21 protein-coding genes are annotated in these 21081 nt (G+C 50.9%); 13 read left to right on the plus strand and 8 right to left on the minus strand.

The genetic code is table 11. The features are described 5' to 3' along the window. Nucleotides 1-93 precede the first annotated feature (93 nt). The 6 genes from JJU14_RS10580 to pspF are packed head-to-tail and all read right to left on the minus strand — an operon-like array spanning nt 94 to nt 6494. Complete coding sequence (locus JJU14_RS10580) at nt 94-855, minus strand: ATP-binding cassette domain-containing protein (protein ID WP_228613319.1); 762 nt, start codon at nt 853-855, stop codon at nt 94-96. Further along, nucleotides 852-1847 (minus strand): oligopeptide/dipeptide ABC transporter ATP-binding protein, encoded by a 996-nt coding sequence (locus JJU14_RS10585; RefSeq protein WP_228613321.1) that lies wholly within the window; start codon nt 1845-1847, stop codon nt 852-854. Before JJU14_RS10585 ends, JJU14_RS10580 begins: the two co-directional genes overlap by 4 nt. Then, a complete protein-coding gene (locus tag JJU14_RS10590; RefSeq protein WP_228613323.1) occupies nt 1847-2740 on the minus strand; it encodes an ABC transporter permease subunit in 894 nt (297 codons plus the stop codon). The genes JJU14_RS10585 and JJU14_RS10590 overlap by 1 nt, the downstream gene beginning before the upstream one ends. Further along, complete coding sequence (locus JJU14_RS10595) at nt 2733-3761, minus strand: ABC transporter permease (protein ID WP_228613325.1); 1029 nt, start codon at nt 3759-3761, stop codon at nt 2733-2735. Before JJU14_RS10595 ends, JJU14_RS10590 begins: the two co-directional genes overlap by 8 nt. Next, the gene (locus JJU14_RS10600) at nt 3758-5392 is read right to left on the minus strand and encodes an ABC transporter substrate-binding protein (RefSeq protein ID WP_228613327.1); all 1635 of its coding nucleotides are present in this window, start codon (nt 5390-5392) and stop codon (nt 3758-3760) included. Before JJU14_RS10600 ends, JJU14_RS10595 begins: the two co-directional genes overlap by 4 nt. Next, the gene (gene pspF, locus JJU14_RS10605) at nt 5373-6494 is read right to left on the minus strand and encodes a phage shock protein operon transcriptional activator (protein WP_228613329.1); all 1122 of its coding nucleotides are present in this window, start codon (nt 6492-6494) and stop codon (nt 5373-5375) included. Before pspF ends, JJU14_RS10600 begins: the two co-directional genes overlap by 20 nt. 176 nt (nt 6495-6670) lie before the next feature. On the opposite strand from pspF, the gene pspA reads away from it, so the two are divergent. The 7 genes from pspA (at nt 6671) to JJU14_RS10640 (ending at nt 13475) form a co-directional block, all read left to right on the plus strand. Beyond that, nucleotides 6671-7348 carry a phage shock protein PspA gene (gene pspA, locus JJU14_RS10610; RefSeq protein WP_228613365.1) on the plus strand — a complete coding sequence of 226 codons (678 nt, stop codon included), beginning with the start codon at nt 6671-6673 and terminating at the stop codon, nt 7346-7348. A 27-nt stretch (nt 7349-7375) separates the two neighbouring features. Further along, nucleotides 7376-7612, plus strand: coding sequence for an envelope stress response membrane protein PspB (gene pspB / locus JJU14_RS10615; protein WP_091344512.1), 237 nt, complete (start codon nt 7376-7378; stop codon nt 7610-7612). Further along, nucleotides 7605-8015 carry an envelope stress response membrane protein PspC gene (gene pspC, locus JJU14_RS10620; protein WP_228613331.1) on the plus strand — a complete coding sequence of 137 codons (411 nt, stop codon included), beginning with the start codon at nt 7605-7607 and terminating at the stop codon, nt 8013-8015. Before pspB ends, pspC begins: the two co-directional genes overlap by 8 nt. A 130-nt stretch (nt 8016-8145) precedes the next feature. Further along, on the plus strand, nt 8146-9351 hold the full coding sequence (gene megL / locus JJU14_RS10625; RefSeq protein ID WP_228613333.1) for a methionine gamma-lyase: 1206 nt from the start codon (nt 8146-8148) through the stop codon (nt 9349-9351). Nucleotides 9352-9509: 158 nt separating this feature from the next. Further along, nucleotides 9510-10310, plus strand: coding sequence for a phenylalanine 4-monooxygenase (gene phhA / locus JJU14_RS10630; protein ID WP_228613335.1), 801 nt, complete (start codon nt 9510-9512; stop codon nt 10308-10310). A gap of 10 nt (nt 10311-10320) precedes the next feature. Beyond that, complete coding sequence (locus JJU14_RS10635) at nt 10321-10662, plus strand: 4a-hydroxytetrahydrobiopterin dehydratase (RefSeq protein ID WP_228613337.1); 342 nt, start codon at nt 10321-10323, stop codon at nt 10660-10662. Between the two features lie 335 nt (nt 10663-10997). Then, complete coding sequence (locus tag JJU14_RS10640; RefSeq protein WP_228613339.1) at nt 10998-13475, plus strand: zinc-dependent metalloprotease; 2478 nt, start codon at nt 10998-11000, stop codon at nt 13473-13475. A gap of 49 nt (nt 13476-13524) precedes the next feature. Here JJU14_RS10640 and JJU14_RS10645 read toward each other — a convergent pair whose 3' ends face one another. After that, nucleotides 13525-14394, minus strand: coding sequence for a bile acid:sodium symporter family protein (locus tag JJU14_RS10645; RefSeq protein ID WP_228613341.1), 870 nt, complete (start codon nt 14392-14394; stop codon nt 13525-13527). A gap of 151 nt (nt 14395-14545) precedes the next feature. Between JJU14_RS10645 and tyrR the strand changes: the two genes are divergently transcribed. The 6 genes from tyrR (at nt 14546) to JJU14_RS10675 (ending at nt 20564) form a co-directional block, all read left to right on the plus strand. Then, nucleotides 14546-16108 carry a transcriptional regulator TyrR gene (tyrR, locus tag JJU14_RS10650; RefSeq protein ID WP_228613343.1) on the plus strand — a complete coding sequence of 521 codons (1563 nt, stop codon included), beginning with the start codon at nt 14546-14548 and terminating at the stop codon, nt 16106-16108. Between the two features lie 237 nt (nt 16109-16345). After that, entirely contained in the window at nt 16346-17419 is a 1074-nt protein-coding gene (gene hppD / locus JJU14_RS10655; RefSeq protein ID WP_228613345.1) for a 4-hydroxyphenylpyruvate dioxygenase, read from the plus strand. Then, nucleotides 17412-18542 carry a homogentisate 1,2-dioxygenase gene (locus JJU14_RS10660; protein WP_228613347.1) on the plus strand — a complete coding sequence of 377 codons (1131 nt, stop codon included), beginning with the start codon at nt 17412-17414 and terminating at the stop codon, nt 18540-18542. Before hppD ends, JJU14_RS10660 begins: the two co-directional genes overlap by 8 nt. Nucleotides 18543-18613: 71 nt before the next feature. Then, the gene (locus JJU14_RS10665) at nt 18614-19636 is read left to right on the plus strand and encodes a fumarylacetoacetate hydrolase family protein (RefSeq protein ID WP_228613349.1); all 1023 of its coding nucleotides are present in this window, start codon (nt 18614-18616) and stop codon (nt 19634-19636) included. 75 nt (nt 19637-19711) lie between these two features. Then, on the plus strand, nt 19712-20350 hold the full coding sequence (maiA, locus tag JJU14_RS10670) for a maleylacetoacetate isomerase (protein WP_228613351.1): 639 nt from the start codon (nt 19712-19714) through the stop codon (nt 20348-20350). Then, nucleotides 20340-20564 carry a hypothetical protein gene (locus JJU14_RS10675; RefSeq protein ID WP_228613353.1) on the plus strand — a complete coding sequence of 75 codons (225 nt, stop codon included), beginning with the start codon at nt 20340-20342 and terminating at the stop codon, nt 20562-20564. The genes maiA and JJU14_RS10675 overlap by 11 nt, the downstream gene beginning before the upstream one ends. 27 nt (nt 20565-20591) lie before the next feature. On the opposite strand, the gene JJU14_RS10680 is transcribed toward JJU14_RS10675, so the two are convergent. Beyond that, nucleotides 20592-21071, minus strand: a complete 480-nt coding sequence (locus JJU14_RS10680) for a hypothetical protein (protein ID WP_228613355.1) — start codon at nt 21069-21071, stop codon at nt 20592-20594. Nucleotides 21072-21081 lie beyond the last annotated feature (10 nt).

The following is a 21081-nucleotide window of genomic DNA, read 5'->3' on the forward strand; positions in this document are numbered from 1 at the left end:
CAATCGACCATTAAAATGAACCCCGCGACTTTGCGGGGTTTTTTATTGGCAGTGCAGCCAGCCTGGGGCAGCAGCAAAGACTAACTTAAAAGACTAACTCAACCCCATCAATCTACGAGTGTGGGGATGATGAGGCTGTTCTAATAATTGCTCTGTCGCCCCGGCTTCAACTACCTGGCCGTGTTGCATCACCAAACAATGATCGCTGATGTGACGCACCAACCGCAGATTCTTACTGATTAATAAATACGACAAACCCTTTTGTTGCTGCAGCTCCAGCAACAGGTTGACGATTTGTGCCCGCAGGGTTGGGTCCAGAACTGTCAGGGCTTCATCCAGAATCAGAATTTTGGGATCAAGGATTAAAGCTCTGGCTAATGCTACCCGTTGTTGCTGTCCGGCAGAAAACATGTGCGGATAAAAGTTGATGTGTTCATCCATCAGCCCGACTTGTTGCAAACTTTGCAGGATTTTCTGTTGGCGCTGATTCTCATCCAGCACGGTGCTGAAACGAAGTACATCGTCCAGCATGCTACCCACCTTTTGACTGGGGTTCAGAGCCCGCTCTGCATCCTGAAACATATAGCGGATTACATGGTTGTACTTGCGGTAGTGGCTTAACGTCACAGCTTTACCTGCCAGTCGGATTTCTCCCTCATCCGGTTGCTCAATGCCAACCAGCACTTTGGCCAGGGTGCTTTTGCCTGAACCTGTTTCGCCGACCACGGCCAGGGTTTGCGCTGCATCTAACGAAAAGCTCACGTGATCCAAAGCCTGAATTGTGGTTTGGCGGAAAAGACCAAGTTGTTTACGATAGTGTTTGCATAGATTCACCACCTCCAGTAGCTGACTCATTCTGACTCCTTGTACTGCAATGGGAAGTGGCAGCTGTAAAAGTGGTGCTGCTTCCGCTCCAGTGCTGGCGTATGCACACACTCCTTTCTGGCATTGGGACAGCGAGGTCCAAGCCGACACCCAACAGGCAAATGCTGCAAGGTCGGGATGCTGCCAGGCAGTGCATAGAGTTGACTTTTCGGCACCAGTTCAGGTTGAAACTCTGGTACACTTTTAATCAGTGCATTGGTGTATGGATGGAAAGGTTGCGCTAACAGCTTGGCGGTTTCACCGGATTCGACCAACTGGCCGCAGTACAGTACTGATAAACGATGGGTGTAGCGGGCGATACTGTCCAGCTCATTGCTGATTAGTAAGACGGACATGCCTTTGAGCTGATTAAGACTGCTAATCAGGCGAAATAGTTGCGCCTGAGTAGAGGCCTCAAGCGCGGTGGTAGGTTCATCAGCAATCAGCAGCTTCGGGTTTTTGGCGATGGCCATGGCGATCATCACTTTCTGGCATACCCCTTCCGACAACTGATAGGGATAGCTTTCCAGCACCGATTGGTGCTCTTTGATACCGACCTTATGCAGTAAGGCAATGGCTTTCTTACGCTTTTCCCTGGTACGATTCCACCAGCCACCTTTTAACAGCTGATTGGGGATGGACTCATGCAGTTGCTCAGCTATGAGTGCTGTTGGATCCAGGCATTTGCTCGGCTCCTGATAGATCATGGCAATGTCACGGCCGATGATTTTTCGCTGTTGATCGTAAGGGAGTTGCAGCAAGTCGACTCCACACCAGTGGAATCGATCAGCTTTGATCCGCCAGCGTTGATTAAGCACACCGACGATGGCCTTGGCAATCAGGCTTTTACCCGAACCAGATTCACCAACCAGGCCACGGATCTCTCCTTCACGCAAGCTCAGGCTCACTCTGTCCACGGCTCGTATCAAGCCTTGGCTGGTTTCCAGCTCAAGTGTCAGATTGCGGATATCGAGAAGTAACATCAGCTTTCCTGCCGTTTGCGTACCGCGGTTCTCAAACCATCGGATACCAGATTGACGCTTAGCACCGCAATAAAAATCAGTAAACCAGGCAAGGCAATACTCCAGGGCGATAGGTAAATCAGATCCAGTGCATCGGCTACCATCAGACCCCATTCTGCAGCGGGTGCCTGTGCTCCCAGACCTAAAAATCCCAGTGCTGCTATATCCAGTATAGCGGTGGATAACGCCATACTGAACAGGACCGTCAGTTGTTCCCAGGTATTGGGAAAAATAACGTAGCGCAAAATTTGCCAGTTGTTGGCGCCATCCAGGCGGTACGCAATGACATACTCCTGCTCCAGCTGTTGCAAGATGGTGTTGCGGACACCGTGCACAAAATGTGGCAGCAAAGCCAGCATAATGGCCCAGATCGTGTTGATAAGACCCGGGCCAAGAATAGCCACAATAATGATGGCTAATAACAACGATGGGATGGTCAGTGCCAAGTCCAACACATGGTTGAAGGCGCTGGCACGAAAGCCTTTGCTCATGCCTGCTAGAACGCCAAGCAGAAGGCCAAGGAACATGGCTCCCAGCGCTGTGATCAATGCAATACCGAAGGTGTAACTGGCTCCTTTGATCAGTCGTGAGAGTTGATCCCGGCCTAAGTCATCGGTACCAAGTAAGTAGCGTACATCCCCCATATCATCCCAAGACGGCGGTAATAGCAAGGCATCCGGATTTTGCAAGTAGGGATCATAAGGCGTAAGCACAGGGCCAAACAGGGCAATCAGGGCAAAGAAGCCAAATAGCATCAAGCCAATGACTGCCGAGTGCTGTTGACGGAAACTGGCCCAGAGCTGACTAAGTGGTCCATGCTCTGTTTTATGATAAAGCCATTGAAATTTAGCCATTGGCTTGTTTCCTTGCCAGTGGATTAAATAGGGTATGCAACACATCCATCAGGATATTGACCAGGATCACCAAACTGGAAATTACCAGCAATCCGCCCTGAATCGCCGGGTAGTTGCGTTGACTGATGCTGTCGAGCAACCAGAGACCAATGCCTGGCCAGGAAAAAATCAATTCAGAGATCATTGCCAGCGTCACTAGGGTACTAAACTGTAGGCCAAGCTGACGCATGACTGGCAACATGGCGTTACGTAAACCGTGACGATAGAGTACCTGGCTACGGCTTAAACCTTTGGCACGCGCGGTTTTGATGTAGCTTTGTTGCCATACATTCAGCATGGCATCGCGGGTAAAGCGGATCATCACCGTAGTCGGGTAGGTCGCTAACACAAAAGCCGGTAGCCACAAGTGACGGATGGCATCCTGAAAGGCGGCTTGCCAGTATGTTTGGCCAGATAGCAAAATGTCCGGCAGCATAAAACCGGTTACAGAGGGAATTTCATACAGCACACTGATACGGCCTGAAGTCGGAAACCAACCAAGACCGATACTGAACAGCATGATCATCAACAGGGCCCACCAGAAAATAGGCAAAGAGTAGCCAAGCAGGGCGATGGTTGAAATCACCCGCCCAGACCAGTGGCTGGCTTTAATTGCAGCCAGTAGTCCAAGTGGTACGCCTAAAACAAACGAGATCAGCAAGGCATAGGCAACCAACTCCAGTGTGGCAGGGAATACCTGCGTAAGTTCGAACAGTACCGGTTGCTGGCTAGCCAGCGATAAGCCCCAATCTCCTTGCAAAATGCGCTGTAAAAAGGCGATGTATTGCTGCAAATAACCATCATCCAGTCGATACTGTTGCACAAGTACCGGCAGCAGTTCATCATCTGGCTGGCTGATGCCACTGAAGTTCACCAGCGGATCGCCAGGAAACAGGTGCCCTAAACTAAAAGCAAAGCAGGTCAGAGCAAAGAATACGAAAGACAGCAGGAATAATCGTCGGATCAGATAATGCCAGATCATGGCGTGTCCTTATCCGGCCGCTTAAAAGCCGTCGAAAGATCAATGCCGCCATAAGGGTTAATGCCAACGCCTTCAACCCGGTGATTCACAGCTTGAAAACGTTTGGCATGGGCCAGTGGCAGTAGGGGCAGATGTTCAGCCAGATACTGCTGGGCTGCCCAATAATAGCTACGACGAATGGTTTGATTGTCAGTGAGCAGTGCTTGCGCGATCAATGCATCAAAGGCTGGATCGCACCAGAGTGCTCGATTGGTGCCACTGTCAACGCCGTTGCAGCTAAGTAGTGGCCGAAAGAAGTTATCTGGATCGGTGTTGTCGGCATTCCAGCCCAGCAATACAGAGTCATGTTCTCCTTGCCTGAGTTGGCGGCGAAAGGCATTCCACTCCAGAGTAACAATACTGGCACGCACCCCAATTCGAGCCAGATCGGCCTGCATCATTTCAGCCATCCGGGTGGCATTTGGGTTGTATAATCGCTGGATAGGCATAGCCCAGATGGTCATACTAAAACCATAAGGATAGCCTGCCTCTGCTAACAAGGATCTGGCTGCTTCGGGATTGTATGGTACGGGCAGTAGGGTGGGGTTGTGGCCCCAAGAGGTTGGGGGCAATAAAGAGGTTGCTGCTTCTGCCTGATCAAAGTACACCGCTTGCAGAATAGCGTCACGATTAATGGCCATGGACAACGCCCGGCGAACTTTGCTGTTATTGAATGGCTCCTTGCTGGTGTTAAAAGCCCAGAAGCCAACATTCATGCTGGTTTGCTGTTGCACCCGCACATCGTCACGCTTGCTGATAAGTTCTAGTTCCGCCATCCGCGGGTAAGCAATGATGTCGCACTCGTGGGTTAGCAAGCGGGCCATGCGTTTGGCGTTATTGGGTTCAATATCGATCACCAACTGTTCCAGCTGGCTGGGCTCTCCCCAATAGCTGCCGTGACGGTAGTAGCGAATAAATACATCTTTACGGTATTCGCGAAATTTAAAAGGGCCGGTGCCGATGGGGTGCGTATCCAGCCGCTGCCGCTGGTTTTGCTCTATCAGCTGCTCTGCGTATTCGGCTGAATGGATCACGGCAAAATCGGTGGCCAGGTTGGATAAGAAAGAGCTATCGCGCTGACGCAGATAAAAGACCACCTGATCATCTGTCGGAGTGGCGATACGAACAACACGGTTGGCCCAGTCGACGGTCTGAAAATAAGGGTAATCGCCTCCGCTAACAGCATGAAAGGGATGCTCTGTCAGCATGATCCGCTCGAAGCTAAAACGAACATCGGCCGATGTTAATGGCCGGCTTGGGCTAAAGTAGTCGGTTTGATGAAACTGCACATCCGGTCTCAGATAAAAGGTGTAGCTCAGGCCATCTTCGCGACGTTCCCAATGGGTTGCCAGAGCAGGTTTGAATTCGCCGGTGTCTGGATTTATATCCAGCAAACGATCAAATAGCTGCCTGCTGGTAGCGTCAATGGTGGTGCCTGAAGTAACCAGCTGAGGATTGAAGCTTTCCGGAGAGCCTTCACTACAGTACACAAGACCCGAGCGCACTTCGGCTGGCATATCTGGCTGGCAAGCTGCCAGCAACAAAGCAAGCAGGGCTGTTGGTAGGCTACGGCTAATCAATGGCTTCGGCATGCGAGTCCTGTTGGCTGTCCAGTAACTGGTATTTTTTCATATAGCCACGCAACTGATGATAGGTTAATCCCAGGCATTCGGCGGTTTTTTTCTGGTTGTATTGGCAGGTAGCAAGCGCCTGCTTTAGCAGGTTAATTTCAAACTGTTGTGAGACCGCTTTAAAGTCGAGCGGCTGCTCGGGGTTTAACTGAGGCAGCTCGGGCAATATCTGGCCAGTGCCGTTCATTTTCGCTGAGGATTCACTGGTCACCAGCTTACCTGATGGTTCGGCTAAAGCACCGTTCTGCCGATCCCGTGTTTTTACCCGTTGCTTTGGCCGAAATGGCGACTCAAAGGGATCAAGCAGGATCTCATGCACCGGCACATAAGGGTTGTTGGTGCGGTAGACGCTGCGTTCCACCACATTTTTCAGTTCCCGCACATTACCTGGCCAGTGGTAATCCAGCAGGGTTCTTTTGGCTTTGTCGCTGAAGCCACTGAACAGTTCGAACTCCAGTTCGCGGGCCATATTGATGGCAAAGTGCTCAGCCAGCAGCAGAATATCTTCACGCCGCTCGCGCATCGGCGGCAAGGTGATGACATCAAAAGCCAGCCGGTCCAACAAATCGGCACGAAATTCGCCTTGTTCAGCCAGGGCTGGTAAGTCTTCGTTGGTGGCGCAAATTAGCCGTACATCCACTTTCACCGAGCGGCTACCACCGACCCGCTCAAACTCGCCGTATTCAATCACCCGCAGCAGTTTTTCCTGCACCAGACTTGGAGTGTTAGCCAGCTCATCCAAAAATAAAGTACCACCGTTGGCTCGCTCAAAGCGGCCTTCATGTCGCTTGCTGGCACCAGTAAAAGCCCCGGCTTCATGACCGAACAACTCACTTTCCAGCAGGTTTTCGTTCAGGGCAGCACAGTTCAGTGTCAGGTAGTTTTGATCCCAGCGTTGAGATAAAAAATGCAAGCGGGCAGCTATCAGTTCTTTGCCGGTACCGCGTTCGCCAATAATAAGCACCGGCTTGTTCAGCGGCGCGGCTTGCGATACTTGCTCCAGCACAGTCAGAAAGCTGTTGGACTGGCCGATCAGATTATCTTGTTGTTGTGTTCTGCTCATCGGGTAACTTTAGTGAAAATGACCAAATAATAGTGTATTTCATTATAGTGCCTAGCCATAGTTCTTTCTGCTTAATTTATTTTTTTAATAAATTCAATGATTAATGGCTCTGGAAAAGTTGGCAAGGAATGTGAATGTACTCTGTTGTATCCCGACCAATTGAAGAGGTAACTAAGATGGGTATTTTCAGTCGCTTTACAGACATTATCAACTCAAATTTGAATTCACTGCTGGATAAAGCCGAAGATCCGGAAAAAATGGTGCGGTTGATCATTCAGGAGATGGAAGACACCCTGGTAGAAGTGCGTTCATCCTCTGCCAAGACCATTGCCGAGAAAAAAGATCTGCAACGGGCGCTGAATCGCCTGAATGATGAAGTGGCCGATTGGCAGAGCAAAGCCGAGCTGGCATTATCAAAAGAGCGGGAAGATTTAGCCCGCGCCGCTCTGGTCGAGCGGGAAAAAGCCGCTGAGCAAGTCAATGCGGTGGAAACGGATATTGCCCACTTAGATGAGCACATCAATAAGTTGCAGCATGAAGTAGCGCAATTGCAAGAAAAGTTGGCGGATGCCAAAGCCCGGCAGAAGTCGATGCTGATGCGGCAAAAAACCGTGGCCAGTCGCTTGGATGTGAAAAAGACACTGCATAGCGAAAAGTTGAACGATGCGATGCATAAGTTCGAGCGTTATGAGCAGAAAATTGATTCGATGGAGGCGCAGGTCGAATCCTACGATCTGGGTAAGAAAACCCTGAAAGATGAGTTTGCTGAGTTAGCCGCGCAGGATAAAATTGACAATGAACTGGCAGCATTAAAAGCGAAAGTTGTCAGCAAAAAAGACAGCAAAGCAGACTAAGCGGACCAAGCAGACTAGGAGCTAGCTATGGGAATTCAGGAAATGATTTTTGTGCCGATGATCTTATTTATGATCTTTGTGGCACCGCTATGGGTGATTATGCACTACCGTAGCAAAAACAAGATTGGTCAGGGACTGACCGATCAGGAGCTTGGCCAACTCAATGAGCTGGCGCGTAAAGCCGATAAAATGGCTGAGCGTATTAAAACGCTGGAGGCGATTTTGGATGCCGAAAGCCCTCGTTGGAGACAACGTCATGACTAAGCCACGTAAACCGCTGCTGCGTGATGATCGCAATGGCAAAATTGCTGGGGTCTGTGCCGGTGTCGCCGATTACTTTGGCATTGAAAACTGGCTGGTACGAATCATTACCCTGGCAGCTTTATTTCTTGGTATGGGTAGCTTTGTGCTGGTGCTTTATTTTGCTGCCTGGGTGGTCTTGGAGAAGAAGTCCAAGTACGAGGCCAGCCATGGCAGCATTGAGCAGGACAGAGATGAAGACAGTGTCGAGGTAAAAACCCAGGTTTGGCAAAAGGGCGAGCCTCCAAAGCAAGCCTTGCAGCATTTGAACCATAAATTCACCAGCCTGGAGCTGCGGCTGCGGGACATCGAGCGTCATGTGACCTCGAGCACCTTTCAACTGAACCGAGAGTTCAACAACTTGTGAACTTTGGTTGACACTTCGCCACAGGCTTGCCTGGTCATCCGGACAGCAAGCCGTCTGGCTTGCTTCCAATCGCTTTAAATTCTGCTATCTGTAGTGCATTCATCCCTTAGCAGAATAACGAACGGATCGTATGCACAGCGCTTTTAAATCCCCTGCCACTTTATGCATTCATGCAGGCAAAACACGCAATGAACATGGCAGCTTAGCTACCCCTCTGTATCAAAGCTCTACCTTTATTTTTGACAGTGCCGAGCAAGGTGCGGCCCGTTTTGCCGGCGAAGAAGCGGGCTATATCTACACCCGACTGGGTAATCCGACCACCCGCGAGCTGGAACTAAAAATTGCCGCGCTGGAAGGCATGGAGGATGGCGCCGCCACGGCCACAGGTATGGCTGCGGTATCCGCTGCCACTCTGACCTTTTTGCAGCAGGGCGATCACATGATCTGCAGCAAAGCCATTTATGGCTGCAGTTTCGCCTTGTTTAGCCATCAGTTTGCCCGCTATGGTATTGAGGTCAGTTTTGTGGATATGACGGATCATGCCGCAGTGCAGGCTGCACTTCGACCCAACACTAAGTTGCTGTTTGCCGAAACACCCATTAACCCCAATCTGGTGGTGTTGGATCTGGCTTTCTTAGGTGACTTTGCCCGCACGCATGGTTTGCTATCGGTGATTGACAATACGTTTTTAACGCCCTTGTTGCAGCGCCCGGCCGAGTTTGGTATCGATATTGTGATCCACAGTGCTACCAAGTACCTGAATGGCCATGGCGATGTGGTGGCAGGCCTGGTGGTGGGTCGTAGCGCCTTGATCCATCAAATCAAAATGACCACTTTAAAAGACATTGGCGGCACCATCAGCCCGCACGATGCCTGGCTGATCATTCGTGGCATGAAAACGCTGGCGGTACGGATGGAGCGCCACTGCCAGAATGCGCAGCGGGTGGCGGAGTTTTTACAGCAGCATCCGGCGATTGCGACCGTCTATTACCCAGGTTTGTCTGAGCATCCAGGCCATCGTTTTCTTGGTACACAGATGAAAGCCGCAGGTGGTGTGCTGGCATTTGAGCTGCATGGCAGCCTTGAAGATGGCCGCTACTTTATCAATCAATGCCAGCTGCTCAGTCTGGCCGTCAGCCTTGGTGATGCCGAGTCGCTTATTCAGCATCCTGCTTCGATGACACACAGTCCCTACACAGCCGAAGAGCGTGCCATGGCGGGTATCAGCGATGGTCTTATCCGGGTATCGGTTGGGCTGGAGCAAGTGGAAGATATTGTTGCTGATCTGGCTCAGGCGCTGGCCGCCATGCAGTCGCAGCAAGCCCGTTCAGCCTGATCTCAGGCCGCTTACCACGCACCTGTTGTAATTTATTCTTTACGGCCAGCCGCACGCTAAGTTGCGCTGGCCCGATTAACAGCCGAACCCATTTCGACTAGTATCGGTCACAGCTACAAGGGCTGGTCCCAAATCAGAATATAAGCAACAGGGTATCTATGAGTAAGTCAAGCAACTATGTTTCGAGGCAGTCCGGCGAGCATGGTGTTATTGCCTGGTCGGACGAAGAAAATCAAATCTGGCATGAGCTGATTACACGTCAGCTCGGCTGTATTGAAGGCAAAGCCTGCGATGAGTTTATGGCCGGATTGGAGCGCCTGCAACTGCCAACCGATCGTATTCCGCAACTGGAAGAAGTAAGCAAAGTGCTGCGTGAAACCACGGGTTGGGAATGTGCCGAGGTGCCGGCACTGATCAGTTTTGATCGCTTTTTTGAGCTGTTGGCCAACAAGAAGTTTCCGGTAGCGACCTTTATTCGCTCGCGCGAAGAGTTCGATTATCTGCAAGAGCCGGATATTTTCCATGAAATTTTTGGTCATTGCGCCATGCTGACCAACCCGGCTTTTGCCGAGTTCACCCATGCCTATGGCAAAATTGGTCTGGCTGCCAGCAAAGAAGACCGGGTCTATTTGGCGCGCCTGTACTGGTTCACCATTGAGTTTGGTTTGCTGCAAACCAAAGACGGCCTGCGCATCTACGGTGGCGGTATTTTATCTTCTCCGGGTGAAACCATTTATGCCCTGGAATCGGAAAAACCAGAGCGCAAACCTTTCGATGCCATCGATGTGTTAAGAACCCCCTACCGCATTGATATCATGCAACCGATTTATTTTACCATCAGCCAAATCAATGATCTGTTTGATATTGCGCACCTCGACATGATGTCGCTGGTGCAGCAGGCCAAGCAGCTTGGCTTGCATGCGCCTAAATTTCCGCCTAAACAAAAACAAGCAAGTTAGAGAGGACTTGATGTCAGAATTAACCACCATGAAATGCGAAGCCTGTCGTGCTGACGCGCCCAGAGTATCCGATGACGAATTGCCGGTATTGATGCGGCAAATTCCGGATTGGACCCCGGTAGTCCGTGACGGAATTTTGCAGCTGGAGCGCCAATACAAATTCAAAAACTTTAAAGCCGCCTGGGCTTTTCACAACAAGGTTGCAGAAATGGCGGAAGAAGAAGGCCATCATCCGGCCTTGCTGCTGGAGTGGGGCAAGCTAACCGTGACCTGGTGGTCACACTCCATCAAAGGCCTGCACAAAAACGACTTTATCTGCGCCGCAAAAACCGACGCTTTGTTGGCAGAGTAAGTTTGTAGTAAGTTTGTAAAAGGCCGCAGACGATTCACCTTGTCTGCGGTTTTTCTTATCTGGATGCAGGCTCTTAGCCAGCTGCTCCCACTAATAATTGCCCTTAAATGTATTCTGACCCTCTAATGTTGCATTCAGCCCCTTTTTCATTGCAAGCCTCCGCATTAGCATCGAAAATCTTCGGCTGGATAGTCAGCGCTCTCGCTCTTGATCGTTGTTGATCCCGATCACGTAAACTTTCGACCATAAACGAACTTCCTACTATTGGACATGACAACATGATAATTTTTTCCTCTTCAGGACTACGGCGGTCGGCACTCGCCAGCGTAGTTGCGATGAGCTTTTTGCTACAGCCCGCATTCGCAGATCAAGACAACAAGAAAGAAGCCAAAGGGTACAGCGAGCTTGTTGCAGAACTCAAGGTTCAGCAAGGTTTGTTCAACTTTTACCGCAACATGGAATCCGGTGAGACTATGCTGTCATTGCGTGAGTCGCAGCTCAATCAGCCGTTTATCTATCATGCTCAGACCATGGATGGCGTGGTTGAGGCCGGTCACTACCGTGGTAATTTTCGGCAGACGCGTTTGATTGAGTTTCGGCGTAACTTTAAACGCATTGAGGTTGTCAGTTGGAACCCACGTTATGTCTTTGATACTGAGAATCCACTAAGCCGCGCTGCTGAGGCTAACCGCAGTGAAGCACTTTTGGCGGTGCTGGATATTGAAGCGAATGAGGATGGTCGTATTCTGGTTAAAGCCGATCCTTTGTTTAAAAGTCAGGCCTTGCATCGCATCACGCCCTGGGCAAACCCAAATCAGACGGGACCACGTTTTTCTCTGGGAACTCTAAACGTGGACCGTTCGCGCATCGCTCGCGAGCGCCTGTATGAGCGAAATATGGATGTGGTGGTGGACTATGTGTTCATCAACGAAGAGCCGGTGGTGTTTGGTTCGGCTGCCATTGCCGATCCACGTTTCATTACCATTAGTCTGCAGCACTCCTTTATTGAAATGCCAGACAATGATTATCAGCCCCGCCGGGATGATCCCCGGGTTGGCTACTTTACCCAACAGTTCGATCAGATGACCAACCCAGAGTGGACGCCATGGGGCGATGTGATCAATCGCTGGAACCTGGTGAAAGAAGATCCTCAGGCCAGGCTGTCTGAGCCGGTACAACCCATAGTCTGGTGGATAGAGAATACCACGCCTCATCAGTGGCGAAGTGCCATTCGCCAAGGCGTGGAAGACTGGAACATTGCCTTTGAAGCGGCTGGCTTTAAGAATGCCATTGTGGTGAAAGAGCAGCCAGATAATGCGGATTGGGACGCAGGGGACGTCAATTACAATGTATTGCGCTGGACCTCGTCACCACGCCCACCTTTTGGCGGCTATGGCCCGTCTTTAGCGAACCCGAAAACCGGTGAAATCATCAGCTCCAACATCATGCTTGAGTTTGTCTTTATGTCGAACCGTTGGACCCTGGGTGAGCTCTTTTCAGGTGGCGCGAACCTGATGGCTGATCATCACTCGGCTGATGATCATCAGTTACATTGCAGCCTGGGCCATTCCTTGCAAATGGGGCATATCGTGGCGCGGCTTGCCTCGGATACACGCATGTACGACAACATCGACGATGATCCAATTTTGGAACAGGCATTACGCCACCTGATTATGCATGAAGTGGGTCATACCCTGGGGCTGAATCACAACATGCGTTCACACAGTTTGTGGAATAATCAGCAAGTGCATGATGCAGCACTGACACAAGGGGTGCTATCCGGCTCAGTGATGGATTACAACCCGGTGAATATTGCACCAGTCGGTGTGGAGCAAGGGGATTATTACAGTTATAAACCAGGCCCCTACGATATCTGGGCTATTGAGTATGGCTACTCTACCGGCCTTGATGATGCCGAAGCGGAAGAGCAGCGACTGCAAACCATTTTAAGCCGCTCGCATTTGCCTGAGCTTGCTTTTGGCAATGATGCGGATGACATGCGTGCACCCGGCCGGCACATTGATCCGCGCGTTATGATTGGTGCTATGAGCTCGGATCCCATTGCCTATGCGCAGGATCGTTGGCAGCGTGTCAACCATGAATTTTCCCAGTTGTTGGAGAAAGGACGTGTCGATGGTGAGTCTCACCAACGTGTTTTAACCAGTGCCAACATGCTGTTTGGTCAGTACGCAGGCCAGGCCAATGTTGTTAGTCGGTACATTGGTGGTGTCTATGTTGAGCGTGCTTTTATTGGTCAGCATGACGATGTGAAACCCTTTCAACCCGTTCCCCGGGCTACCCAGCGTCAGGCCATGACGGCGCTGAACAGCTATGTGTTTGCCGCCGATACCTTACAAAGCATGCAGCCTGTGTTGGCTTACATGCATGCTCAGCGCAGGGGGTTTAGCCATCGCGGCAACAATGAAGATCCACGCATGCATCGAATGATACTGGGGATGCAGCGCAATGTGCTCGACCATATTCTGCATCAGCAAGTGCTGCAGCGTATTTCCGATACGGCTTTGTATGGCAACGAGTACAGCCTGACCGAGATGCTGAATGATCTGACGAAAGGGATTTTTCAGGGCGAGTTGACCACGCTCAGCCAGAATCTACAGTTGGAATATGTGAATCGTCTGATCAAAATCTCAGGGCTTGAGGATGACTCAGATTATGATCATCTCAGTCAGGCTGCAGCAGTCGGTCAACTGCGCGCCATTCGCAACCTGTCGGCACCGCGCCGGTCGGCTGATGCTGTCCGTAATCATTACCACTACCTGCATCTGCTGATCGATAGAGCTTTTGCCGCTTAATCAGCTCTGTCGAAAACAACCTGTTGAAGTCCGGCTTGGCCGGACTTTTTTATGCCTGTTTTTTCCGATAGCCCCATACAATCATCGCTGCGCCAGAAGCAAACATGATGAGGCTGTAAATCGCCGATGGAATGGCCATGGTGCTGTTGTTCAGCAACATCGGCGAGGTAGCGATGGCGATGCCTAAGGTGCCATTCTGGATACCAACTTCAATGGTCAGTGAGCGGGTTTGCGGGCCACGACAGCCAATGCTGCGGGCCGCTAAATAGCCAGCCAGCATACTCAGCAGGTTCAGTAACAAAGCCGCGATACCAATGGCGAGGAAAAATCCCAGCAAGCGATCCAGTTCGTGCAGTAAAACACCCGCTACCACCGCAACCAAAAAGAATGACGAGAGCCACTTCACCGGCTGCTGGCAGCTTCTGGAAAACTCCGGCCAACGGGCTTTTAACCACATACCCAAAGAGACCGGCAACAGAATAATCACCAACAGCTGCAATACGGTGCGAGGTACTGAAAGTGCCACGTATTGGCCTTCACCCAAAAACAGCAACGATGCCAGGTTGACCAATAACGGTAGGCTGATAATCACCACCAGGCTACTGATGGCAGTCAGGCTGATAGAAAGTGCGGTATCGGCATGGGCTAAATGAGCAATCAGATTGGAGGTAGGGCCGCCGGGGCAGGCGGCTATCAGCACCAGGCCTACCGCCAGCTCGGGCGGCAACTGCAGCAAGTAAGCCAGCAAAAATGCCAGTGCTGGGATAGCGATAATTTGCATCGCAAGGCCAGTCAATACCGGTTTTGGGGTTTGCAAAAGTTGTTTGAAATGCACTGGCTTAAGGGATAAACCCATGCCGAGCATAATCACAGCCAGAGCTACGGGCAGAAAAACCTGGGTAAAAATATTGGCTTCCATAACGACCTTACAACTACTTTGGTTTCGCTACTATGGCAAATCAGACCAGTCAAGACAAGGTGTTCATATTTCTTTACAAAAATTCTGGTCTAATCGAACGGCTTTATCGTATGATGCTGCAACTGATTAAGCGTGAGGTAACACCATCGTTATGCGCCTAGAAATACATTGTCAGGACCGATTAGGAATTGCTCAGGAAATTCTAAATATTCTGGTCAGCTATCAACTGGACTTGCGTGGCATCGAAGTGGACGCCGCCTCCAGCCGTATGTTTGTCTCTTTTCCAAGCATTCATTTTGAACAGTTTCAGGAGCTGATGGCCAAGATGCGTCGCATTCCTGGCGTAGCCGATGTAAAAACTACCGCCTTTATGCCATCGGAGCGCCACCAGAACGAGCTCATCACCCTATTAAAAACCTTGCCAGATGGCATTATAGCTATTGATACCAAGGCACAGGTCAGTGTGATTAATGATGCAGCGCTTGAAGCGCTTGGCGTTGAGCGCAAAGCCATTGAAGGCGAGTTGCTGCCTGGCTTGGTAAAGGGCTTTAACTTTCTGCGTTGGCTGGAAAGCGATGATGTGCTGGCCCAGACCCGGCGGGTCGAAATTCAGGGCAAACATTTCATCGCGGATTTGCTACCCGTGATGGTACCGGACGAAAGTGGCCATGAGGTGCTGGCGGGTGCTGTGATCAATCTGAAATCAGAAAGCCGGCTAGGGCAGCATATGCTGGCCTTTAATAAAGGCAATCAGGAAAGCTTTCAGACGCTGCAGGCGCAGAGCCCGCAAATGCGTAAAGTGATTCGGGAAGCCAAGAAAATGGCGCTGCTGGATGGGCCTTTGCTGATTACCGGTGAAACGGGGACTGGTAAAGAGCTGCTGGCGCGGGCTTGCCATGCAGCTGGTAGCCGGGCTGGTAAACCCTTCTTAGCGGTCAATTGTGCCTCAATGCCTGATAATGTGGCCGAGTCCGAGCTGTTTGGCTATGGTCCCAATGCCTTCGCTGGCTCTTCTGAGGGTAAGAAAGGTATTTTTGAGCAAGCCAATGGCGGCATTGTTTTCCTGGATGAAGTGGGGGAGATGTCGCGTGAGCTGCAAACCAAGTTACTGCGCTTTTTGCAGGATGGCTCCTTTCGCCGTGTTGCCGATGAGAACGAAGTGAAAGTCGATGTAAGGGTGATTTGTACCACACAGAAGGACTTGCCGGCTATGGTACAGGAAGGCAAATTTCGTGAGGATCTGTATTACCGGCTTAATGTCTTTACCCTGGCATTACCGGCCCTGCGCGAGCGTAAGCAGGACATCGTGCCGCTTACCGAGCATTTTGTTGCCCGCTTTGCTGCCCGGCTGGGGCGTAAAGCACCAAAGCTAAGCGATAGCTGTGTTCAGTTTTTACAAAGTTACCCCTGGCCAGGTAATGTGCGTCAGCTGGAAAATGCGCTTTATCGCGCCGTTACCCTGCTGGAAGGCTATCAACTGGATAAAGAGCATCTGCAGTTGCCCAGCTTTACCAGTGATTTTGGCTATCTGGAGCAGGACTTTGATGGCACCTTAGATGAAGCGGTTAAACGCTTTGAAGCCAGCTTGCTGCGCAAGTTGTATCCGGCGTATCCAAGCTCACGGCAACTGGCGAAAAAGCTGGGACTTAGCCATACCGCCGTGGCCAATAAACTGCGTGATTACGGTATTAATCGCAAGACTGTAAAAATTTAATGCCACTTTGTGCTTAAATCGATACTCTGAGCCGCCAGCCCAAGCGGGCTGGTGGCTGCTACTTCCTGAACCCCTCGTAAAAATCCATATTGTATTGCAATCTTTACGCTTTTTACGTGCTAGTGAAATGGGCGCAAAAATGACAGTGGATGTTCATTCTGGTCAAACTAAAGCAAGATAGCGCCAACCGCAGCCAGGCTGCATAGACTGTACATAATTAGTTCGTGGAGATGTCGCATGCAAGACGTGTATAACCCCTTAGGTACCGATGGTTTCGAGTTTGTTGAGTACACTGCCGCTGATGCGGACGGTATTGCCAAGCTAAAAGCCTTGTTTCATGGTCTTGGGTTTACTGAGGTCGCCAAACATCGGTCAAAAGAAGCCTGGCTGTACAAGCAGGGCGATATCAACTTTATCATCAATGCGCAGCCTAACTCCCAGGCCGAAGCCTTTGCTCGTGAGCATGGTCCCAGTGTTTGTGCCATGGCGTTTCGGGTGCAAGATGCCGCCAAAGCACTGCAGCATGCGCTTGCCAATGGTGCCAAAGAATACAAAAACCAGATTGGCCCGATGGAGCTGAATATTCCGGCTGTGTACGGTATTGGCAGCAGCTTGCTTTATTTTGTCGATCGCTACGGTGCCTCTTCGGTGTACGACATCGACTTTAAATACTACGACAACTGGCAAACCGAGATGGCCAAGCATGGTGTTGGTCTGGAAGTGCTGGATCATTTAACGCACAACGTGATGCGTGGCAATATGAATGTCTGGTCTGGCTTTTATGAAAACATCGGTAACTTCCGTGAAATCCGCTACTTTGATATCGAAGGCAAGCTTACCGGCTTGGTGTCCCGCGCCATGACGGCGCCATGTGGCAAAATCCGAATTCCAATCAATGAGTCATCGGACGATAAATCACAAATCGAAGAATTCTTGCGTGAGTACAATGGCGAAGGCATTCAGCACATTGCCCTGACCACCGAAGACATTTATCAGACGGTGCGTACTTTGCGTGAGCGCGGTATGGACTTTATGCCGACGCCAGATACCTACTACGATAAAGTGAACAGCCGGGTCGAAGGGCATGAAGAAGATTTGGATCAGCTACGTGAGCTGCGTATTCTGATCGACGGCGCGCCAATGAAAGACGGTATTTTGCTGCAGATCTTTACCAAAACCGTGATTGGTCCGGTATTCTTTGAAATCATTCAGCGTAAAGGCAATGAAGGTTTCGGCGAGGGTAACTTTAAAGCCTTGTTTGAATCCATTGAAGAAGACCAAATCCAGCGTGGAGTGTTAGCGAATGCGTAAATGGGCCTCTTTTCCACTGCGGGAAGGCGATGTGTCACGTCAGGCACATGCCGACTTCCCGGAACAAGCGATTTATGAGCGCGAGACCGGTCGTAGTGGTTTTTTTGGTCCGGCCACGCACTTTCATCACCGCCATGCCCCAACGGGCTGGAGTGACTGGCAGGGACCTTTGCGTCCCCGACTGTTCGATTTAAACCAGCTAACCGAAAATCAGGTGGCCTCCCCCTGGCAAGTGCCTTTGCTGCTGCACAATGCGCACTGCAAAATGCGCACCTGGCGTGTGAACGAGCGCATGCCTTATCTGGTGCGCAATGCCGACGGCGATGAGCTGTTGTTTGTGCACGAAGGCAGCGCCGATCTTTACTGCGACTATGGTCATCTGGAAATCGTCGAAGGCGATTATGTCGTAATTCCACGCAGCACCATGTGGCGGTTAGAGCCAAAGCAGCCGATGCTGCTGTTGATGATTGAAGCGACCAACGATTCCTACCAGTTGCCGGAAAAAGGCCTGGTCGGTAACCATGCGATTTTTGATCCGGCCATGCTGGACACGCCAAAAATCAACGAGGCCTTCAAAGCGCAGTACTCGGAAGACAGCTGGCAGGTACAGATTAAACGCCATGGCCAGACTTCCGTAGTGACTTACCCCTACAATCCGCTGGATGCGGTTGGCTGGCACGGTGATCTGGCCGTGATGCGCATCAACTGGCGCGATATCCGGCCGCTGATGAGCCATCGCTATCATTTACCGCCATCGGCGCACACCACCTTTGTCGCGCAGCGTTTTGTGGTCTGTACCTTTGTGCCGCGGCCGATTGAAAGCGATCCAGGCGCATTGAAAGTCCCGTTTTACCACAACAACGACGATTACGATGAAGTGTTGTTTTACCATGCTGGCGACTTCTTTAGCCGCGACAATATCGAAAAAGGCATGGTGACTTTTCATCCGGCCGGTTTTACTCATGGCCCGCATCCGAAAGCCTTTCAAGCCGCTCAGGAATACCGTAAAAAGTTTACCGATGAAGTGGCGGTGATGCTGGATACCCGTGATGCGCTGGAAATTGGTGAAGCAGCGCTTGGTACCGAGAATCCGGCGTATGTGAACAGCTGGCAGGTTAAATAATTTGAGCATCTGATGGGTGCACTTTAGATGTTGTGCACAGAGTATAGAGTGCCGCAGTACAAGGATTTAGAATGAAATTTGCAACGTTAAATGATGGCAGCCGTGACGGCCAGCTGGTGTTAGTGAGTCGCGATTTAAGCCGTTGTCTGGCTATTCCGCAGGTTGCTGCTACCTTGCAGCAACTGCTGGATCAGTGGCAGCAAAAAGCACCTCAGGCCGAAGAGTTGTATCAGGCGCTGAATGCTGGCACGGCTGCTGGCAGCATGCCGTTTGAGCAGCCTAAATGCAGCTCCCCTTTGCCGCGAGCTTATCACTGGGCCGATGGCAGTGCTTATGTCAACCATGTTGAGCTGGTGCGTAAAGCCCGTAATGCTGAAATGCCACCCAGTTTCTGGACCGATCCGCTGATGTATCAGGGGGGGTCTGATGCATTTTTAGCGCCCTATGCGCCGATTGAGGTGGCCAGTGAAGACTATGGCATCGACTTTGAAGGTGAAATTGCTGTGATCACCGACGATGTGCCGATGGGGATCCCGGCTGAACAAGCCCGCGATCGTATCCGGCTGGTGATGTTGGTCAATGACGTTTCCTTGCGTGGTTTGATCCCGAATGAACTTGGCAAAGGCTTTGGCTTTTACCAGTCCAAGCCATCATCCAGCTTCAGCCCGGTGGCAGTGACTTTGGATGAATTGGCAGGCGTTTGGCAAGATGCCAAGCTGCATCTGCCGCTGCTCTCCACGTACAATGGCGAAGCCTTTGGTAAACCCAATGCCGGGGTCGATATGACCTTTGATTTTGGCCAGTTGATTGCACACGCCGCCCGAACCCGTCCGCTTTGTGCAGGTACCATTATTGGTTCAGGCACGGTGTCGAACAAGCAAGGCACCGAATATGGCACCGCCATTGCCGAAGGTGGAGTGGGCTATAGCTGCATCGCTGAAATCCGTATGATTGAAACCATTCGTGATGGCAAACCCAGCACCAGCTTTATGAAGTTTGGCGATCGTATTCGCATTGAAATGCTGGACCAACAGGGCCAAAGTATCTTTGGTGCCATCGACCAGCAAGTGGTAGAGTATAACTATCAGGGCTAATGCTTTTGGCAGTGTGTACGAATAAGAGAAGAGCTGCTGTGGCAGCTCTTTTTGTATGAAAGGATAAATCAAGACATGAAACTTTATGGTTACTGGCGCTCATCGGCTGCTTACCGGGTGCGCATTGCCCTAGCGTGGAAGGGTATGACGTACGAGTCCATTCCAGTGCACCTGGTCAAAGAAGGTGGGCAGCAGCATCAGGCAGCTTATCAGACATTGAACCCCGCTGAGCTGGTACCGACCCTGGTGGATAACGAGCTGACCCTGAACCAGTCGCTGGCCATTGTCGAGTATCTGGATGCGATTCAACCAGAGCCGTCTTTATTGCCGGCTGAGCCTAAGCAGACTGCCCTGGTGCGGGCCATGGCGCTGGATATTGCCTGCGATATTCACCCATTGAATAACTTGCGGGTATTGCAGTATCTGACCGGTCCTTTGCAATTATCTGAGCAGCAAAAAATGGCCTGGATCCATCATTGGCTTAACACAGGCTTTCAAGCTCTGGAGCAGCGGCTTCAGCAGTGCGCAGGACGCTTTTGCTTTGGTGATACCGTAAGCCTGGCGGATATCTGCCTGGTGCCGCAAGTCTACAATGCGCTGCGTTTTGGGCTGGATATGGCGCCATACCCAACCATCCAGGCCATATATCAGCAGTGCAATAGTCTGGAAGCTTTCGCATATGCTGCGCCAGAAGTGCAAGCCGATGCGCAATAACTGGATCCCCTGTTTTCCAACACGTTGGCTGAACCGGTCGTTGTTTTTGATCGGCACTGCTGGTATTGCATTGCAGTGGCTTGCAGTGGGCTACGCCTGGTGGCAGGGATTCAGTGTGTCTTTTCATTGGTGGTTTCACTGGCTGGCCCCTTTGCTTTGCGTGCTCTGGGGCACTATCCCGAGACTGCAACTACAGCCAGAGCCCAAGCCCTGATTGCTCTACGTTGTTGTTGCCTTGTTCTTACTGTCGGGGCCGTAAAAAGCTTTTTGGTTCAAGGCCTTTGATGCCAGATTGATCAAAGGTAAAGTCAATCTGGCCGATGTTACGGCTAAAGTGATGCCGAATACCATCAATTTCAATCACAAAGCTTCCTGGCATTCGCAAGCCTTCTTCTTTGTAAAGCTTGATATGATGACCGGCAATTTTAAAATCAAAGCCTATCAGTGGTGCATTCGCAAAATCAGCAACCCAGACGTAATCGCTGTTATGCAGTACCAGGGATAATGAATACTTTTGCGGTACTTGCTGTACCGCCAGCTTATGAGGGCCTGCAATAAAGGTATTGCGCCCGTCAATACGTGTGAACGTAAAACCGAACTCAACCAGCCGGCTGGTGCCATCTTTGAGCTGGACAACGCCGCTACCTTGCACTTCAAAATAAGCCTGGGCCGGGAAACTGAAGATCAGCCCGAACAAAATACTTAACAGTACGATTCTCATCCAGGCGTCC

Origin of the sequence: Alkalimonas sp. (genome assembly GCF_020831925.1) — a bacterium.
Taxonomy (GTDB): domain Bacteria; phylum Pseudomonadota; class Gammaproteobacteria; order Enterobacterales; family Alteromonadaceae; genus Alkalimonas.